Origin of the sequence: Paraburkholderia phytofirmans OLGA172 (genome assembly GCF_001634365.1) — a bacterium.
Classification (GTDB): Bacteria; Pseudomonadota; Gammaproteobacteria; order Burkholderiales; family Burkholderiaceae; genus Paraburkholderia.
Map to the genome: position 1 here is coordinate 2,458,239 of NZ_CP014579.1, position 18,157 is coordinate 2,476,395.

17 protein-coding genes and 1 pseudogene are annotated in these 18,157 nt (G+C 63.4%); 7 read left to right on the top strand and 11 right to left on the bottom strand.

What is annotated here, in order from left to right; translation table 11 throughout:
- Positions 1–97 precede the first annotated feature (97 nt).
- Positions 98–793, top strand: coding sequence for a TetR family transcriptional regulator (locus AYM40_RS30940; RefSeq protein ID WP_063499819.1), 696 nt, complete (start codon positions 98–100; stop codon positions 791–793).
- Positions 794–894: 101 nt separating this feature from the next.
- Here AYM40_RS30940 and AYM40_RS30945 read toward each other — a convergent pair whose 3' ends face one another.
- The 3 genes from AYM40_RS30945 to aroQ form a co-directional block, all read right to left on the bottom strand.
- Positions 895–2,274: an MFS transporter gene (locus AYM40_RS30945; RefSeq protein WP_063499820.1), complete on the bottom strand. Its 1,380-nt coding sequence runs from the start codon at positions 2,272–2,274 to the stop codon at positions 895–897.
- A 93-nt stretch (positions 2,275–2,367) separates the two neighbouring features.
- On the bottom strand, positions 2,368–3,357 hold the full coding sequence (locus AYM40_RS30950; RefSeq protein ID WP_063499821.1) for a shikimate dehydrogenase: 990 nt from the start codon (positions 3,355–3,357) through the stop codon (positions 2,368–2,370).
- Positions 3,354–3,809 (bottom strand): type II 3-dehydroquinate dehydratase, encoded by a 456-nt coding sequence (aroQ, locus tag AYM40_RS30955; protein ID WP_063499822.1) that lies wholly within the window; start codon positions 3,807–3,809, stop codon positions 3,354–3,356. Before aroQ ends, AYM40_RS30950 begins: the two co-directional genes overlap by 4 nt.
- A 319-nt stretch (positions 3,810–4,128) precedes the next feature.
- Between aroQ and AYM40_RS30960 the strand changes: the two genes are divergently transcribed.
- The 3 genes from AYM40_RS30960 to AYM40_RS30970 all read left to right on the top strand — a co-directional run bounded on the left by AYM40_RS30960 (position 4,129) and on the right by AYM40_RS30970 (position 7,100).
- Positions 4,129–6,012 carry a bifunctional sugar phosphate isomerase/epimerase/4-hydroxyphenylpyruvate dioxygenase family protein gene (locus tag AYM40_RS30960; RefSeq protein WP_063499823.1) on the top strand — a complete coding sequence of 628 codons (1,884 nt, stop codon included), beginning with the start codon at positions 4,129–4,131 and terminating at the stop codon, positions 6,010–6,012.
- A gap of 344 nt (positions 6,013–6,356) precedes the next feature.
- The gene (locus tag AYM40_RS30965; RefSeq protein WP_063499824.1) at positions 6,357–6,689 is read left to right on the top strand and encodes a hypothetical protein; all 333 of its coding nucleotides are present in this window, start codon (positions 6,357–6,359) and stop codon (positions 6,687–6,689) included.
- Positions 6,690–6,845: 156 nt separating this feature from the next.
- The gene (locus AYM40_RS30970) at positions 6,846–7,100 is read left to right on the top strand and encodes a hypothetical protein (protein WP_063499825.1); all 255 of its coding nucleotides are present in this window, start codon (positions 6,846–6,848) and stop codon (positions 7,098–7,100) included.
- 19 nt (positions 7,101–7,119) lie between these two features.
- Here AYM40_RS30970 and AYM40_RS30975 read toward each other — a convergent pair whose 3' ends face one another.
- The 6 genes and pseudogenes from AYM40_RS30975 to AYM40_RS31000 form a co-directional block, all read right to left on the bottom strand.
- On the bottom strand, positions 7,120–7,449 hold the full coding sequence (locus tag AYM40_RS30975) for a hypothetical protein (RefSeq protein WP_028194912.1): 330 nt from the start codon (positions 7,447–7,449) through the stop codon (positions 7,120–7,122).
- A 12-nt stretch (positions 7,450–7,461) separates the two neighbouring features.
- Positions 7,462–8,229, bottom strand: coding sequence for a helix-turn-helix transcriptional regulator (locus AYM40_RS30980; protein WP_063500822.1), 768 nt, complete (start codon positions 8,227–8,229; stop codon positions 7,462–7,464).
- A 332-nt stretch (positions 8,230–8,561) separates the two neighbouring features.
- Positions 8,562–9,857, bottom strand: a complete 1,296-nt coding sequence (locus tag AYM40_RS30985) for an FAD-dependent oxidoreductase (RefSeq protein ID WP_063499826.1) — start codon at positions 9,855–9,857, stop codon at positions 8,562–8,564.
- A gap of 128 nt (positions 9,858–9,985) precedes the next feature.
- Positions 9,986–10,255, bottom strand: a pseudogene (locus tag AYM40_RS40885) ((2Fe-2S)-binding protein); the annotation flags it as partial.
- Positions 10,248–11,375, bottom strand: coding sequence for an NAD(P)/FAD-dependent oxidoreductase (locus AYM40_RS30995; RefSeq protein WP_063499827.1), 1,128 nt, complete (start codon positions 11,373–11,375; stop codon positions 10,248–10,250). The gene AYM40_RS30995 and the pseudogene AYM40_RS40885, both read right to left, overlap by 8 nt.
- Complete coding sequence (locus AYM40_RS31000; RefSeq protein ID WP_063499828.1) at positions 11,372–12,328, bottom strand: 4-hydroxyproline epimerase; 957 nt, start codon at positions 12,326–12,328, stop codon at positions 11,372–11,374. Before AYM40_RS31000 ends, AYM40_RS30995 begins: the two co-directional genes overlap by 4 nt.
- A gap of 347 nt (positions 12,329–12,675) precedes the next feature.
- Here AYM40_RS31000 and AYM40_RS31005 point away from each other — a divergent pair, with 347 nt between their 5' ends.
- Entirely contained in the window at positions 12,676–13,581 is a 906-nt protein-coding gene (locus tag AYM40_RS31005; RefSeq protein WP_063499829.1) for a dihydrodipicolinate synthase family protein, read from the top strand.
- Between the two features lie 12 nt (positions 13,582–13,593).
- Here the strand turns inward: AYM40_RS31005 and AYM40_RS31010 are convergent, their stop codons facing one another.
- Positions 13,594–14,313, bottom strand: a complete 720-nt coding sequence (locus AYM40_RS31010) for a response regulator transcription factor (protein WP_063499830.1) — start codon at positions 14,311–14,313, stop codon at positions 13,594–13,596.
- A gap of 408 nt (positions 14,314–14,721) precedes the next feature.
- Here AYM40_RS31010 and AYM40_RS31015 point away from each other — a divergent pair, with 408 nt between their 5' ends.
- Complete coding sequence (locus AYM40_RS31015) at positions 14,722–16,023, top strand: MFS transporter (protein ID WP_063499831.1); 1,302 nt, start codon at positions 14,722–14,724, stop codon at positions 16,021–16,023.
- Between the two features lie 133 nt (positions 16,024–16,156).
- Positions 16,157–17,734, top strand: coding sequence for an MFS transporter (locus tag AYM40_RS31020; protein ID WP_148662364.1), 1,578 nt, complete (start codon positions 16,157–16,159; stop codon positions 17,732–17,734).
- Positions 17,735–17,820: 86 nt separating this feature from the next.
- Here the strand turns inward: AYM40_RS31020 and AYM40_RS31025 are convergent, their stop codons facing one another.
- Entirely contained in the window at positions 17,821–18,093 is a 273-nt protein-coding gene (locus tag AYM40_RS31025) for a hypothetical protein (protein WP_063499832.1), read from the bottom strand.
- Positions 18,094–18,157 lie beyond the last annotated feature (64 nt).

An 18,157-nucleotide genomic window follows, 5' to 3' on the forward strand; every position in this document is an offset into this window, starting at 1 on the left:
ATACGCGACTCAATACGCGGCCGCTTATGCCCGAAACCCGCTCCGGAGGCCGGTTTCGCCATGCTAGAATGCGCCGTCACTGCCGCTCGAATACACAATGAAAAAGGGAAGCAAGGCCGCCGAGCCTGATACCACCGGCATCGCGTCCGGCGCTCCGCGCGCCGACGCCCGACGCAAGTACGATCCCGAACAGACGAAGCGCAACATCCTCGACGTCGCGACCCAGGAGTTCTCGGCGATGGGGCTGACCGGTGCGCGCGTCGACGCGATCGCGGAGCGCACGAACACCACCAAGCGCATGCTGTACTACTACTTCGGCAGCAAGGAAGGGTTGTATCAGGCGGTGCTCGAAAAAGTGTACGGCGACATCCGTGCGCTCGAACAGGATCTGCACGTCAGCGAACTCGATCCGATCGAGGGCATGCGCGCGCTGGTCGAGTTCACGTTCGACTATCACGACCGCCAGCGCGACTTCGTACGCCTCGTGACGATCGAGAACATTCACGGTGCGAAGTACGTCGAGCAGGTGAAGAGCTTCAAAGGCCGCAACGTCACCGTCATTCATACGATCGAAGATCTGCTTTCGCGCGGCATCGCGGCGGGACTGTTCCGCAGCGACGTCGATGCGATCGACCTGCATCTGCTGATCAGCTCGCTGTGCTTTCACCGCGTCGGCAATCGCCATACCTTCGGGACGGCGTTCGGCCGCGATCCGTCGCACCCGCGCCTGCGGGCGCGTCATCGCGCAATGATCGTCGACGCCGTGCTGCGTTTCGTGCGCAAGGAAGACTGAGGCCGGCCTGAAAACGAACGAAGGGGGACGTGGCATCGCCACGTCCCCCTTCTCGATTGCATCAGGTTATTCGATCGCGCTATTTCACCGACGCGTGCGGCTCAATCCACCAGCACGATCCGCTTGATATCGCCGACGATAAAGATGTATGACAGCGCACCGATCAACGCGATCGCGCCGATGAACACCAGCGCACCGACGAACGAGCCGGTTGCCGCGACGATGAAACCCACCACCAGCGGCGTCACGATGCCGGCCAGATTGGCGGCGAAGTTGAAGATACCGCCCGTCACGCCGAGCAGGCCGTCGGGCGCGATGTCCGACACCAGCGTCCAGCCCAGCGCCGCCATTCCCTGCGCGAAAAACGCGACCGACAGAATCACGATCACCACCACGTTGCTCTCGACATAGTTGGCGAGAATGATCGTCGACGCGAGCAGCAGGCCGGCGATGATCGGCAGTTTGCGCGCCACATTCGGCGACTTGCCGCGCCGCAACAGCCAATCGGAGAAGATGCCGCCGAACATCACGCCGATCGACGCGGCAATGAACGGCATGATCGCGAAGAAGCCGATCTTCAGCCATGCCATATGGCGTTCGGTGGCGAGGTACGTCGGAAACCAGGTGAGGAAGAACACCAGCGTCGAGTTACCGGCGAACTGGCCGAGGCAGATGCCGGCCAGCTGACGATGCTTGAGCAGACGTCCAATGGTGCGCCATTCGAAGCCGCTTTTCCCAGCAGCAGCCGCTGCAGCCGGCGCACCGGCAAGATCGGCGTCCTTCTTCCGGTGCGTCAGACCGCCGCCTGCTTCGATATAGTCGAGCTCCGCCTGATTGACGGTCGGATGATCGTGCGGTTCGCGATAGAACATCCACCAGATCACACCGAACACGAGGCCCACGCCGCCCACGGCGTAGAACAGCGAACGCCAGCCGAACGCGCCCATCAGCATGAACAGGAATGGGCTGAAAAACGCGAGGCCGATATATTCGCCGACCGTGTAGGTGCCCGTCGCCATCGCGCGTTCGCTCTGCGGAAACCATGTGGCCACCACGCGGCTATTGGTCGGAAAGCACGGCGCTTCCGACACGCCGAGGCCGAGCCGGAACACGAACAACGCGCCGATGCCATGCACGAGCCCTTGCGCCAGCGTGCACAGCGACCAGAACGTCATCGACAGGAAATACGTGAGCTTGCTGCCGAAGCGGTCGAGAAAGAGGCCGCCCGGAATCTGCGAGGCCACATAGCTCCACGAAAACACAGAGAACAGCAGCCCCATCAGCGCCGCGTTGATGCCGAGCTCCTTGGTCAACTGCGGCGCCGCGATACCGAGCACCGTGCGGTCCAGATAGTTGATCATCGTGCCGACCGCTAGCAGCGAGAGAATCTGATAGCGGGCTTTCGAGCGGCGCACGGTGCTTACCGTCGCATTCGTTTGGCGCGTCGCGTCGGCGGGCGTGGATTGAATCGGTTGCGGCATGTCGTTTCTGTCTCCTCGGTCTGGTTACGTACCGAATGTGCATGGCTTATGCGCCACTGCTACTGGCCTGGCATCCCCCAAGGGGAGACTTCCTCAGGGGCGTTGCAACAAGGACTGGAAATGCGTGTACACGCGCTCGGCGTCGGGTTCCAGACCCGTGAAGATGCGCATCGCGTCGACCGCCTGATACACCGCCATGCCGCCGCCGCTCAGCGTGCGGCAGCCAAGCGCTTCGGCGGCCTGCAACAGCGCGGTGCGGATCGGGAAATAGACGATGTCCGACACCCACAAACCGCTATGCAGCAATTCGACCGGCAAGGGCAAGCCCGGCAATTTCGCCATGCCGGTAGGCGTCGCGTGAATCAGGCCGTTAGCGGCGGCGAGCGATTCGGCCAGCGAACTGCCGGCGCTGACCGTGGCGGCTGGGAAACGCTTCTGCAATTCCGCGGCGAGCGATGCGGCGCGCGCGGCGTCCACGTCGAATAGCGTGAGCGTTTGCGCGCCCATCGTCAGCGTGGCATGCGCGACCGCTGCGCCCGCGCCGCCCGCACCCAGTTGCACGACGCGCGCGAGCGAAACGTCCGGCAAGCCGCGTTGAAACGCGCGGGCGAAACCGGACCAGTCAGTGTTGTGGCCGATACGTTTGCCGTCCTTGAACAGAACCGTGTTGACCGCGCCGAGTGCGCGCGCGTCGTCCGAGAGCTCGTCGAGCAACGGAATCACGGCCTGTTTGCACGGGTACGTGATGTTCAGTCCGTTGTAGCCCATGCGTTCAGCAGCGACGAGCAAATCGGCGAGCGCTGCGGTATCGAGTTTCAACGCTTCCAGATCGATGCGCCGGTACACATAGTGCAATCCAAGCTTGCTGCCCTCTTCTTCATGCATCGCGGGAGTGAGCGATCCGCCGATGCCCGAACCGATCAGACCGACGAGAAACGATTGCGGGCTCGCCTGAGCGTTCGCTTGTGTGTTCGCTTGTGTGTTCGCTTGTGTGTTCGCTTGTGTGTTCGCTTGTGTGTTCGCTTGTGTGTTCGCTTGTGTGTTCGCTTGTGTGTTCGCTTGTGTGTTCGCTTGTGTGTTCATTTAGCCGCCCTATTCTTAAGGATGACCGCCATCCGCTCCAGCGCCAGCACATAACCCTGCGTACCGCAACCGATGATGATCGCATCGGCCACCGCCGACACATACGAGTGATGCCGGAACGCTTCGCGGCGATGCACGTTTGAAATATGCACTTCGATGACGGGTTTTTCGATCGCGGTGAGCGCGTCGGCAATCGCCACCGAGGTATGGGTGTAAGCCGCCGGATTGATCACGATGCCGTCGACCTTGGTACGCGCCGCATGCAGCCAGTCGATGAGTTGGTGTTCCGCATTCGACTGACAGAAGTCGACCGACAGATCCAGCCGGTCGCCCGCGTCACGGCAAAGTTGCGCGACGTCGTCGAGCGTTTCCGAGCCATAGATGGTCGGCTCACGCGTGCCGAGCAGGTTGAGATTCGGTCCGTTAAGGACCAGCACTGACGCAAAACTCATGACGGGCACTCCTGCAAAGTAAGGCATAAAGCGGGCCACGGCACACGCCGCGGCCCTACAACATAAGCACAGTGTGCGCGCATTGGCTGCATTCGTCATTCGGGGTTTCTACGAATTTGTACCATCTAGTTAGTTTGTATAAACTGTCGGAAAATTGCGTTATTGTTTGAGCTACATGCCCGCGTCCAGCTGAGCACAGGTAACTAGCTAGACCATTTTTCGCATTGCAGCATGGCGGTCCGCAAGGCATGCGAACGCGGCACTGTAGCCGCCCGGCACCGTCCTAACCGCCGTTTCATTGTTTTTGCAGGAGCCGTTCATGCAACGTTCGATTGCCACCGTATCGATCAGCGGGACCCTCGTCGAAAAGCTGGCCGCAATCCAGGCGGCGGGCTTCGAAGGCGTCGAAATCTTCGAGAACGACCTGCTGTATTTCGACGGCTCGCCCGCCGACGTGCGGCGCATCGCCGAGGATCTCGGGTTGAAGATCATGCTGTTCCAGCCGTTCCGCGATTTCGACGGGGTGAGCCCGGAGCGCCTCGAACGCAATCTGGATCGGGCCAAGCGCAAGTTCGACGTGATGCACGAACTGGGTACGGATCGGATTCTGGTGTGCAGCAACGTCTCGCCCGACACCATCGGCGACGATTCGCTGATGACCGACCAGCTCGGCGCCCTCGCCCGCGCGGCCGAAGCGGCCGGCGTGATCGCCGGCTATGAGGCGCTCGCGTGGGGCAAGCACGTGAAAACCTACCGCCACGCATGGAAGCTCGTCAACGCGGTGAATCATCCGAATCTCGGGCTCGTGCTCGACAGCTTTCATACGCTGTCGCTGAACGATACGGTGGACGCGATCGCCGATATTCCCGGGGATCGCATCGCCTTCGTGCAAATCGCCGATGCGCCGAAGCTCGCCATGGACGTGCTCGAATGGAGCCGCCATTACCGCTGCTTCCCGGGTCAGGGCGATTTCGATCTGGCAGGCTTCACCGCACAGATCGTGAAAACCGGCTACGCAGGGCCGCTTTCGCTCGAAATATTCAACGATGGTTTTCGCGCCGCACCGACCACCATCACCGCGGCGGACGGCCATCGCTCGCTGCTGTTCCTCGAGGAACAGACCCGCGCGCTGCTCGAAGCCACTCGGCAGCCGGTCGGCGAGCTCTATCAATCGCCCGCCGCGCCGGCGCACGTCGGCTACCAGTTTCTCGAGTTCGCGGTCGATCACACCACCCGCGCGCACCTCGTCGACTGGCTCGGCAAGCTGCGCTTTCGCCAGGCCGGCCAGCATCGTTCGAAAGATGTGACGTTGTTCCAGCACGGCGCGGCGTCGATCGTGCTGAACGCCGAACCGGATTCATTCGCCAACGCTTTCTTCCAGCAGCATGGCTTGTCGCTGTGCGCGTCGGCGTTTCGCGTGGACAACGCCCATCAGGCGTTCGAGCGCGCCGCCGGATTCGGCTACGCGCCATTCTCCGGCCAGATCGGGCCGAACGAACGCGTGCTGCCCGCCGTGCAGGCACCCGACGGCAGCCTGAACTATTTCGTCGACGAGACACCGGACCAGCCCACCCTGTTCGAAGCCGATTTCGTTCTCACCGACGTCAACGGTCCGACTGAAGTGGGGCCGCTCACCCGCATCGACCACGTCTGCCTGTCCGTGCCGGCGCCTTCGCTGGATACGTGGGTACTGTTTCTGCGGACCGCGCTCGGCTTCCAGGCCGAGCCGGGCGTTCTGGTGCCCGACCCGTACGGGCTGGTGCGCAGCCGCGCGCTGCGCAGTCGTGACGGTTCGGTGCGCATCGTACTGAACGCGTCGGTGGACCATCACACGGCGGTGGCCGAGGCCTTGCACACCTACCACGGCTCGGGCCTGAATCACGTCGCATTCAGCACCGGCGACATTTTCAGCGCGATTCCCGAGTTCGTCGCCGACGGTTTGCCGGTGCTGCGCATCCCACGCAATTACTACGACGACCTCGCCGCCCGCTATGCACTGCCGGACGAAACGCTCGAGGCGCTGCGCGCGCACAACATCCTGTACGACCGGGACGAGCGCGGTGGCGAGTTCTTCCACGCTTACACGGAACAACTGGATCAGCGCTTTTTCATGGAGATTGTCGAGCGGCGCGGCGGCTACGACGGCTATGGCGCGGCCAATGCGGCTGTGCGGCTCGCAGCGCAGGCCCAACGCCGGAAGTAGGCGTTCGCGGCCTGCAACGGTGGAGGTGGCGGGTGGCGGGTGGCGGGTGGCGGGTGGCGGTTGCCGGTTGCCGGTTGCCGGTTGCCGGTTGCCGGTTGCCGGTTGCCGGTTGCCGGTTGCCGGTTGCCGGTTGCCGGTTGCCGGTTGCCGGTTGCCGGTTGCGGGCTCCAGTTTGCGACCTGCCGCCGACGGATTCAGGCGGATCGGGCACAGCCCATGCTTCAGGGGATGAGCGGGTGCGCCGCACCGATATAATGGCGGCTGATCCGCAGCCCGGTGCCGTGCGCATTCTGCCCATGCGGGCGCCGCGCGAACCGTCGGCCGAATGAAACGCCAGGAGAGATATGAAGAAGTTTGCCGTAGTCCTGTCAGTTCCCCTGCTTCTCAGCGCTTGCGCGTACTTCCAGAAGAATCCGGATGCCGGCGAGCCCGTCACGGACACCACCACGCAGCGCTCGGTCAACGACGTGGTCGCCTGCCTGACTCAAGTGGCGACCAGCCATAACGCCGCGTTCAAATCGACCGGAATCCCGCAAGGCCAGATGCTCGACTTCGGCGATTCGAATATCGTCAAGGTGCGCAGCGACAACGGCGCGACGACTTATCGCTTCTACGCGGGCAAGCGCCACGTGAACAATCTGTGGATTGAATCGGCGAGCAAAACCTGCGCGCCGTAAGGTAAGCAAAAGGTAACAATCGGCCATGTGTAACGGTCGGTAACTTGTTCCGATGCAATCATAGTGTCACGGTGTTACATCACAATGTGTCTTAAGAATCGTTTAAGACTTCATCCGCATCATCCACCCGACACTATTCCGCACAAGGTGCGCTCCATGAACCAGCCCGACCCCAATACGAATGACACGCCGGCGAAGCGACCCACGATTCTGCGCCGCCTGCTGAGCCACCACGAACTGGCGACGCTGCTGCTGTTGCTGCACGCGCCGATCGACGCATCCGCGAAACCCGAGATTCCGCAGCTTCACGAAGCCGGTTTGATCGAAACGATCTGCGGCGGCGCAGGTGACTCGCATATCCGTCTTACGCCTGAAGGCAACGCAGTGTTGCGCGGACTGGGCGTGAAATAAGGCACCCATTACATTTTCATTACGCCTGCCATACACCGTATCCCGCCTCTCGCAGTCCAATCGCCAATTCCACTTCCATATCCTGTGCACCGCGGTAAGGCATTGGATTGAATACTTCATACAATTCGGGCAAGAGGCGCAGGCCATAATCGCGCACATAGCGATTTGCCTGAATCCCAGCCTTGTGCCGGTCGAATCTCAGATCCGGGTCCAGTCCCGTCATTCCCACGTAGACGCACGGCTTGTCGAACCGGTAATCCGGATTCGCGCGGCGAAAGCGCGCCTCGTTCCAGACGGTATCGTCCAGCGCGACGACGTAGACGTAGTAATGATGCTTGCGACGAACCATGTATGCGGCGGCTCAACTTCGCGAGGTTCCGTGCAGCAGCATCCGGTACTCGGTCGGCGTGATGCCGACGGTCGCCTTGAATTGGCGCGTGAAGGCGCTGTGGTCGGTGTAGCCGCAGAGCGCGGCGACGTCGGTAACCTTGTCGTGCGAAACCAGCAGCGCGGTAGCGGCGTCAAGGCGCGTTTTCAGCAATACCTGGCGCGGCGTCAAATGAAACACTTTGTGAAAGTAGCGCTCCAGTTGCGCCACCGACATATCCGCCATGGCAGCAAGCTGTTTCAGATTTAACGGCTGCACGTAGTTTTCCTGAATGGACTGCACCACGGTGGCCAGCCGGCTGTAAGCGGGATGACTGCTTTCGTCCGCTTTCAGATCGCGGGAGATGCCGGCGAGGCCGACTACCTTCCCCGCCGGATCGCGCAACGGCTGCTTGCAGGTCAGGCACCAACCCGGCTGGCGGCCGGGATACAGGTGCAGTTCCAGCTGATCGATCATCTGGCTGCCGACGTTGATGATCGCTTTGTCCTGTGCGGTGTAGATGCGGCCGAAGCGGCGCGGGAAGACGTCCTCGGCGGTCTTGCCGAGCAACGCTGCCTTTTCCTTGAAGCCACAGCGCGAAGCCAGCGTGCGATTGACCAGCGCATAGCGAGCGTGCGCGTCCTTGACGAAGAACACGACGTCCGGCATCGCATCGAACACCGGCTCGAGCAAAGTGAAATGCGACAGCATGCCGGACAGCGTTGCGTCGTCCGGTTCGAGCGGATGAGCCAGCGTGTTCATCATGCGGGTTCCGTGGTCGGTGCGGTTGTGCGTTGGTTGTGCGTTGGTTGTGCGTTGGTTGTGCGTTGGTTGTGCGTTGTTCGAGCGTTGTTCGAGCGTTGTTCGAGCGTTGTTCGAGCTTTGGTCGAGCTTTGGTCGAGCTTTGGTTGTGCGTTGGTCGAGCGTTGCCGGTGCGCTCGCCCGTACATGCGCCGGCGCGTTCGTTGTTGCATTTGCCAGTGCGTTCCTCATCCGCGCAGCTACGCGGTCGGGCGTTTGCGGGCGCTCGCTTGCGCTCGATTATATGACCACGCGGCTGGAGACGATATCCAGCGGCCGCATGGATGCCGGCGTCATTCAGCCTGCGGCGGCTCCGCACCCGCCGCCATCAACGTGCCGATTTGGGCCGGACCGAACGGTGGGCGCGGCGCTGCGGCTTGCCAGCCGAAATACAGCGCAGCCGCGGCGCCGCAGATTCGTCCCTGGCATGCGCCCATCCCGCAGCGGGTATGCAGCTTGGCCTCGCGCCAATCCGGATAGGCACGCACCTCGCCGAGGCTGACGTCTTCGCAACGGCAGAGCAGCGTGGCGTCGTCGGGTGGCGTGCGCGCGGCAGCCTGCAAGGCAAAGGCCGCATCGACGCGCCTCGCAAAACGCCCCCAGCGGGCTCGTTGCGCATGCAATGCGGTGCGCCTTGCCGAGGTATGGCTTGCCGGGGCGCCGCTCGCGGAGAGCCCGGCGATCTCGCCTTCCACGCCCGCCAGTTCCGCGCCGCCGACGCCCGTGCATTCGCCTGCTGCCAGCACGCGATCCACTGAGGTCCGCTGCTCTCTGTCGACGACGATCTCGCCCGCTTCGTTGATCGCACAGCCGAGCGCTTGCGCAAGTGTTATGTTCGGCACGAGTCCATAGCCGCACGCGATGCGGTCGCAATCAAGCGTTGACTCTCGCTGGCCGCGCAGGATCGTCACGCGTTCGACGCGGCCATCGCCATGAGCTTGCCGGACGATGCTGCCGGTCCAGTAACGCACGCCCGCGAAGCCGCGCGTCATGGTAACGGCTTGCCGCAACTTCGCCGGCTCGCCCAATAGTGCGATTCCGAAGCGGGCGACCTCGAGCGCCGACGCCTGCTCTACGACCGCCACCACCTGCGCCCCGGCAGCACGCGCGGTGGCGAGCGCGGCGATCAGCAGAGGACCGCTGCCTGCAATCACGATCCGTTCGCCGCGCACCGGCATGCCGCCTTTGATGAGTGCCTGCAGCGCGCCTGCACCGGTCACGCCGGGCAGCGTCCAGCCGGCGAATGGCAATAGCCGCTCGCGCGCGCCGGTTGCGAGGATCAATCGATCGTAGCTGATCGACACGCCACCGTGCTCAGCCGACTCGAGCAGCAACCCGCGCAGACCCAAAGGCGCGATCACCCGAGTCGACGCAAACAACGTGACATTGGTCCGCATGCATAAGGCTTCGAGCAGCGCGTGTAATTGAGCTTGCGGCGGATGGCCGGGACCTTGCCGCCAGATTTGACCACCGGCGCGCGGATTGTCGTCGAGCAGCGCGACCGTGGCGCCTTCGCGCGCCGCTGTCTGCGCGGCGTTCAACCCAGCCGGACCGGCGCCTACTACGACGATATCGAAGTGCTGCTTCATCGCGTGCCCGTGGTGGTAGTCCCGTTGGTCCCGTTGGATGCGTTGGCTGCGTTGGCTGCGTTGGCTGCGTTGGATGCGCTGGCTGCGCTGGCCACGTTGGCTGCGTTGGCCACGTTGGCCACGTTGGCCGTGGCCGTAGCGACAGTCGTGCAAACCACTTGCCCTTCGCGGCAAAGAGTCTGGCATGCCAACGCATGCGCCCGGCCATCGATCGTGGCGCGGCACTCCTGGCACACACCCATCCCGCACAGTGCTGCGCGCGCCTGGCCGCTGACCGACGTCCGTGTGCCGCCCGCGCCCGCCATGACAAGCGCTGCGGCCACGGTCGTACCCCCTTCGACCGCGACGCTTCGACCGTCGATCGTCAACTGGAGGCGTGTTGCATTGGCGTTAGTCATGGACCACCTTTTGCGCAAAGCGGACCGGCAGGTACGGCTCGACAGGAATCGGCGCGGCGTTCCCCGTGATTTGCGCGGCGAGCAACTTTGCGCTCGCCAGCGAAGTTGTCACGCCAAGACCTTCGTGTCCGACTGCGAGCCACGCGCCGGGGGAGAAATCGCCTGCCGGACCGATCAACGGCAATCCGTCGGGCGACGCTGCACGGAAGCCGGTCCACGCGCGGATGCCATTGAGTGTCGGCAGGACCGGCAGATAGTGCGCGGCGCGTTGCAGCATCTGCGCGAGCACTGGCATGTCGACGGCGGGATCGGTCGTATCGAACTGGCGCGACGAGCCGATCAGCAACTGGCCGGTAGGCCGCGGCTGCGCGTTGAATGCCACCGAAGTGCCGGCCGCATGATGCGCGCTCCTGATGTAGCCGAGTTCGAGCAGTTGATGACGAATGAGGTCGGGGTAACGGTCGGTGATCAGCAGATGACCCTTCTTCGGCTGCAACGGCAGCGACTGCAGCAGTTGCTTAGCGCCGAGACCATTGGCCACGATCACATGCGCGGCGCTAATGCGCTCGCCGTCGGCCAGCGTCACGCCACCAGCGCTGATTGCGGTAACCCGCGTGCCGAGCCGCACACGGATATTCTGAACTCCTGATGATTTCGTCAGCAGCCATTCGGCAACGGTGGGCGCATACACGATGCTGTCGTGCTCGATCCGCAAGCCGCCCGCCATCGAATGCGCCAGCGCCGGCTCGCACGCTCGCAGCTCGGCCGGGTCGAGCAATTGTGCTGCGACACCCTGTGCTTCGAACGCGGCATGCATGATGCGGGCGGCTTGCCATTCCTCATCGTCGGCGGCAACCCATAGCGTGCCGCAGCGCGCGAACGCGTCGCGCCTGCGCAACTGCGGCGCGAGCGCTAGCCACAAGTCGCGCGAATAGCGGCTCAACGTGAATTCCGCGGGCGAGTCGTTCATCACGACGATATGGCCCATGCCCGCCGCCGTCGCGCCGCCGCCGATGCCCTGTGCGTCGAGTACCTCGACCCGCAGGCCGAGCGCGGCCAACTCCGCCGCGCAAGCCGCGCCGACAATGCCGGCCCCGACGATCAACGCGTCCGCCGTCATGCCGTGCGGATGCCCCACGCGAACGGGTCGCGCTCGTCGAAACACAAACGCCCTTCGGCCATGATGCGCGCGTGGCCTGTAATGGTCGGAATCACCGAGACACCGTCGCCGGCGTGACGATAGCTCGCCTCGAATACACTGCCGATGATGCTCTCCTGCCACCACACCGCGCCTTCGGCGAGCTTGCCGTCGGCGGCGAGGCAGGCGATCTTCGCGCTCGTGCCGGTACCGCACGGCGAGCGGTCGTACGCATTGCCGGGACAGAGTACGAAGCTGCGGCTATCGATGCCTTCGCGCGAGCCGGGTCCAAAGAGTTCGATGTGGTCGATCAAGGCGCCATCCGCGCCGGTGATGCGCTGCGCGATCAGCGCATCGCGGATTGCCGCACTGAATGCGGTCAGCTCGGCGATACGCGCGGCCTCCAGCGTGCGCCCGTGGTCGGCGACGAGAAAGAACCAGTTGCCGCCCCAGCCGATGTCGCCGGTCAACCTGCCGTAGCCCGGCACGTCCACCTGCACGCCTTGCCGGTAACGATAAGCCGGCACATTGCGCACGGCCACGCTGCCGTCCTCGTTGAGCGTCGCTTCGACGAGGCCGACCGGCGTTTCGATCCGATGACGCCCCGGCCCGATCCGCCCCATGTGCGCAAGCGAGACGACGAGGCCGATCGTGCCGTGCCCGCACATGCCGAGATAGCCCACGTTATTGAAGAAGATCACGCCGGCCGCGCACGCGGGGTCGTCCGGCTCGCACAGCAGCGCGCCGACCACCACGTCCGAGCCGCGCGGTTCGGTGACGATGCCCGTGCGCCAGTCGTCGAAATGCGTGCGAAACGCGTCGAGACGCTGCGCCAGTGTGCCGCCGCCGAGCGCCGGGCCACCCGACACCACCAGGCGGGTCGGTTCACCGCCGGTGTGCGAGTCGATGATGTCGAGGGTTTTCATGATGTACATGGTAGGAATGCCGGCCCGTGGAGTCTTGGTGTGCTTAAGCGTGGATTGTGACGATTTCGGCATAGTATTTGCGCCAGTTCCCGCACGCTTCGATCTTTGAAAACAGGCAAAATCCACACCCGAACAACGCATGGCAACCGCACTCGACAACACACGTAAAGCGCCGCCCATGCGACTTCGACGCACTTTTCATGTGGTCCTGAAATAGTCTGCTTGCCCGATCTCGCTAAGCTTACAGGCATCGCCACTATGCTGAAATCGTCATCCGCCACGCGCGAATCACGCAAGACGGCGGCATTTTCCCTGCTTACACTGCGCTTCGACTCAACACACTCAGGAGAGCAGTCGTGGCGCATATCTGGGAAGGCGTATGGCCCGCGGTGACCACCAAGTTTCACGCGGATTTCAGCATAGATCGCGAATCGACCGGGAAGAATATCGAGGCGCAGATCGACGCGGGTGTGAACGGCATCATCGTATGCGGATCGCTCGGCGAAGCGTCGACGCTCTCGCTGGACGAGAAGCTGCAAGTCCTCGACATCGCCGTCGAGGCCTCGCACGGCCGTGTGCCGGTTTTGCTGACGATCGCCGAGAACAGCACGCTCGACGCATGCCGCCAGGCCGAAGCCGGCAGTGAGCACGGCGCGGCTGGTTTCATGGTGCTGCCTGGCCTGCGCTATCTGTCGGACCGGCGCGAAACGCTCCACCACTTTCGCAGCGTCGCCAATGCAAGCGCGCTGCCGCTGATGATCTATAACAATCCGCTTGCCTATGGCGTCGACATGACGCCCGAGATGTTCGCGGAAATCGCCGACGAAAAGAAGATCGTCGCGATCAAGGAATCATGCGGCGATGTGCGGCGCGTGACCGATCTGATCAACGTGGTCGGCGACCGCTTCGCGATTCTGTGCGGGGTCGACAATCTCGCGATGGAAGCGATATTGATGGGCGCGCATGGCTGGGTGGCCGGTCTCGTATGCGCGTTTCCGCGCGAGACGGTGGTGATTTACAAGTTGCTGAAGGCGGGCCGTCTTGAAGAAGCGCGCGCGATCTATCGCTGGTTCGCGCCCCTGCTCGCGCTCGACGTCTCGTCGAAGCTGGTGCAAAACATCAAGCTGGCAGAGACGATCGTCGGGCTTGGCACGGAGCCGGTGCGGCCGCCGCGCCTGCCGTTGGCCGGGGATGAACGCAAAGCTGTTGAAGCGTTGATCCGCCGGGCGATTGAAACCCGGCCGGCGCTGCCGCAAGTTTGAGTTGCGGCAAGTTCAGGCCGCCTGCTTCTGCGCGCCCGCTTCGCCTTGCCGCAGATGCAGCAGGCGATAGCCGCTCTTGTAGACCGGTTGCAGCCGGAATTCGTTTTGCGGCTCGATCTCGAGCAGCAACCGCAGGCGCGACACATGGCTGTCGATCGTGCGGGTGAACTCGCGGAATTCACGTCCCCACACCATCGCAAAGATATGGTCGCGCGACATCACGCGGCCGATATTGGAAAAGAACAGCGACGCCAACCGGTATTGCGTACCCGATAGCTGCACCGGCTGGCCGCGCAGCATGACGAGCTGGCGATGCGTATCGAAATGGTAGGGGCCGATATCGAAGCTCGCCGCGTTGAAACGGTCTGGATAGGCGCGGCGCAGCAACGCCGTAACACGTTCGCGGAACTCTCCCGGGCGCAACGGCAGCGCGACATAGTCGTCGGCACCGCTGGCAAACGCACGCACCACGCTGTCCTCCGACGTCTCCGTCGAAGCGAACAGGACCGGCAGGCGGTCGCCGCCAACCGCGCGCACCGACCTCAGGACTTCGGCGCCTGACAGGCGGCTGCCTTGCCAGTCCAGCACCAGCATATCCACAGTGGAACGAGCGAGCGCTTTCGACATGGTCAGGCCGTCGTCATAGACGATGCACGTATGGCTGGCGCTCATGAGGACCTTTTCGATCGACTGGCGCATGAGGGGGTCACGCTGAAGAATGGCAATGCGCATGGGATAACTCTTAACTGATAGCTCGGACGCGATTCTCAGAGAGACGCCCAAGTCATCCCATAGGAGCATTCCTAATTTGCGCACCAATCACCCCGCTCCGACAGGTGCGCGCAGCATTCCTACACTCGAGGGCTGCGGCTCGCACGACGCGCAAACCTCGCGGCCCTGCTCGCCGCCGAAAAGGCACGTCTTCGGGAACTTTTTCCAATCTAATTAAGTGCTTCCCGAAAGGCACGACTTTCATCCTGTAAAATCCCGGTCTGGCCCTAGTCGTCATCGCGCTTGCCCTACCCGGGCCGGCGCGCCGGTGTCCCGTGCTCTACCCAGCGCTTGCCACACTTCTCGCCCGACAACCGCCCTATTTCCACGCGCTACGTGTGGCTCCCAATTCAAGACAAGACACAAGCAATGCAAGCGACAAATCTGGGTGGAGCACAGGCTGTCACCCCACGCCCTCTTGGGCGAAGCGATTACAAGACGCTCGGCCTCGCCGCGCTCGGCGGGGCACTGGAGTTCTACGACTTCATCATCTTCGTATTCTTTGCGCCGGCGATCGGCCAGTTGTTCTTCCCCGCCGCGATGCCGGACTGGCTGCGTCAAGTGCAGACTTTCGGCATCTTCGCGGCAGGCTATCTGGCACGGCCGCTCGGCGGAATCATCATGGCGCACTTCGGCGATCTGTTCGGCCGCAAGCGCATGTTCACGCTGAGCGTGCTGCTGATGTCGGTGCCGACGCTGATGATGGGTCTGCTGCCCACCTACGCCAGCATCGGCGTGATGGCGCCGGTATTGCTGCTGCTGTTCCGCGTGATGCAGGGTGCGGCGGTCGGCGGCGAAGTGCCGGGCGCATGGGTGTTCGTCTCGGAACACGTGCCGCAGCGGCACGTCGGCTATGCATGCGGCACGCTGACGGCCGGGCTCACGGCAGGCATTCTGCTCGGCTCGCTGATTGCGTCGGCGGTAAACCGCAACTTCGCGCCCGCGGAAATCTCCGCTTACGCGTGGCGCATTCCGTTCCTGGTGGGTGGCGTGTTCGGCATGTTCTCGGTTTATCTGCGCCGCTGGCTGCATGAGACGCCGGTATTCGCCGAGCTCAAGCAACGCAAGGCGATCGCCGCGGAAGTGCCGCTCAAGGCCGTGTTGCGCGACCACGGCCGCGCCGTGATCGTGTCGATGCTGCTCACGTGGATGCTGTCGGCCGCGATCGTCGTGGTCATTCTGATGACGCCGACGCTGCTGCAGAAGCAGTTTCATATCGCGCCGGCCACCGCGCTGCTGGCGAACTGCGTGGCGACGCTGTGCCTGACGATCGGCTGCGTGATGGCGGGTTCGATCGCCGGCCGGATCGGCGCGGGGCGCACGATTTTCATCGGCGGCCTTGCGCTGGCGGTGACGTACTACGTAATGTTCCAGCAGCTCGCTGTCGATACGTCGGCGCTCGTGCCGCTGTATGCCGTGGCCGGCCTTTTCGTCGGCGTGATCGGCGCGATTCCGTTCGTGCTGGTCAAGGCGTTTCCAGCCGCCGTGCGATTCTCGGGCATCTCGTTCTCGTATAACGTCGCGTATGCGGTGTTCGGCGGTCTTACGCCGATCGCCGTTTCGCTGATGATGAAGTCGAACCCGATGGCCGCGCCGCTCTATGTCGGCGCGATCTGCATTGTCGGGACATTGACTACGCTGTTGATCAAAAACGCGCCGCAAGCGCGCTAAGCGAACTGTTCCGCAACGGCGCACGCGTGGTGCGCCGTTGTTCCATCGGCTCCATGCCCCGCCTTTCCGGCAGTTTCGGCGACATTCACACTTCACGTCAGCCCGAAACATCGTGCGCTGCATCGGACCTACGATGTATCGCATGAAAACGCCAAACTACTCCCATTCGCCCACCCTTGGCCGCATTCTCGCGACCGTCAGCGTCGGCTTCGTCGTCACGCAACTCGACGTGACCATCGTCAACATCGCGCTGCCGAAGATCGGTGCGGACCTGCACGCGAATGTCGCGGGGCTGCAATGGGTCGTCGACGCATACACGCTCGCGTTCGCCGTGCTGATGCTGTCGGCGGGCGCACTCGGCGACCGGCTCGGCACATGGCGCATGTACGCGGCAGGTATCGTGCTGTTCGCGCTCGCCTCACTCGCCTGCGGATTGGCGCTCGATGCCGCTATGCTGGTCGCGGCGCGCGCGGTGCAGGGCATCGGCGCGGCCGCCATGCTGCCGAACTCGCTGGCGCTGCTCAATCAGTCGTACGGTCACGACCCGAAGCTCCGGGCGCGTGCAGTCGGGCTGTGGACCGCCGCCGGCGCGATTTCGATCGCGGCCGGCCCGGTGCTTGGCGGTCTGCTGATTGCGGCGTTCGGCTGGCGCAGTATCTTTCTCGTCAATCTGCCGATTTGCATAGCCGGTTTGGCGGCGACGTTGGTGTGGGTGCCGCAGCCTGAATTCGCGCAGAAAAGCGCGCAAGGAGCGGCTCCGACCACGACCACGACTGGGACAGGGACGGGCGCTGGCGCTGGTGCTGGCGCGACTGCGGTGACTGCAGCTGGAACTGGAGCGACAGCAACGGCATCGGCCAAGGCCGGGGCAAGCCTGCGTGGTATCGATCTGAGCGGTCAGTCCCTTGCGATCGTCGCGCTCACCGCCTTCGTCGCCGCTGTGATCGAAATGCGGCCGCTGGGGCTGAGCCATCCGCTGGTAGCCGGCGGTTTCATACTCGCGCTAATCGCGACCGCCGCTTTTATCGCCGTGGAATCGCGTGTCGCGGCACCGATGCTGCCGCTCTCGCTATTCAGCAAGCGCACCTTCAATGCGGCGGTGCTGTTCGGCATCTGCGTGAATCTGACGTACTACGGCATGGTGTTCGTGCTGAGCCTGTATTTGCAGCGCGTACGCGGCTATACACCGCTGCAGGCGGGCCTCGCTTTCCTGCCGTTGACCGGCGGCTTTCTGCTCTCGAACGTGGCGAGCGGATGGGTGGTCGGGCGCTTCGGCGTGCGCGTGCCGATGATCGCCGGTGCGATCACTGCGGGGCTCGGCTATGGCCTGCTGCATCTCCTCGACGCGTCTACGCCGCTCGTCGGTTTGCTGTTGCCGTTCCTGCTCATTCCCTCGGGGATGGGTCTCGCGGTCCCAGCGATGACAACCGCCGTGCTGGCCTCCGTCGAAGCGCAGCGCGCAGGCACCGCGTCCGCCGTACTCAATACCGCCCGGCAAGCAGGCGGCGCGGTGGGTGTAGCCGCCTTCGGCGCGTTGGCGAGCGGCGCAGCCGCCACGCAGATCGTCTCGGGGTTGCAAGCCGCGACGGCGATCTCGGTCGGTCTGCTAGTGGTCGCCGGCGTCATGGGCTGCCTTGTACATCCGGAACCGCACGCGTCTGCCTCCAGGCCGCACAAGACTGGCCCCGGGCAAGTTCGTGAATCGCGCTGATCGCCTCATCGATTTGCCAGGCACGAACCGGCGAGTCGGCACTAGCAGTGCACGCTGCAACTCAACTCACGCTGTCACCGCACGGCTTACAGCGGCGCTTCCTGAATCGTGCCGGTGTCAATCGCGCGCTCGATCAGCCCTTCGTTTTGCGCCTTGGCGATCGCGTCGGCGATCAGCTTTTCCGGCTGTTCGATTTCGGCCTTGATCGTGCCAATGAGGCCGGATGCATCCAGAACCACCAATGTTTTCGCCGAATCGGCAAGGCTGATGATGACGCGATGCGGCGTAGGCCCTTCACCGAGACTTGCGCACAACTGAGTGACCTTGCCACCAATGGTTTGCTCAAAACTTTGAATCATTATTTGCTCCCTTGATTGCAGCCAGAGTCAAAAAACGACCTGCACAGACTACTTCAACAGCGTG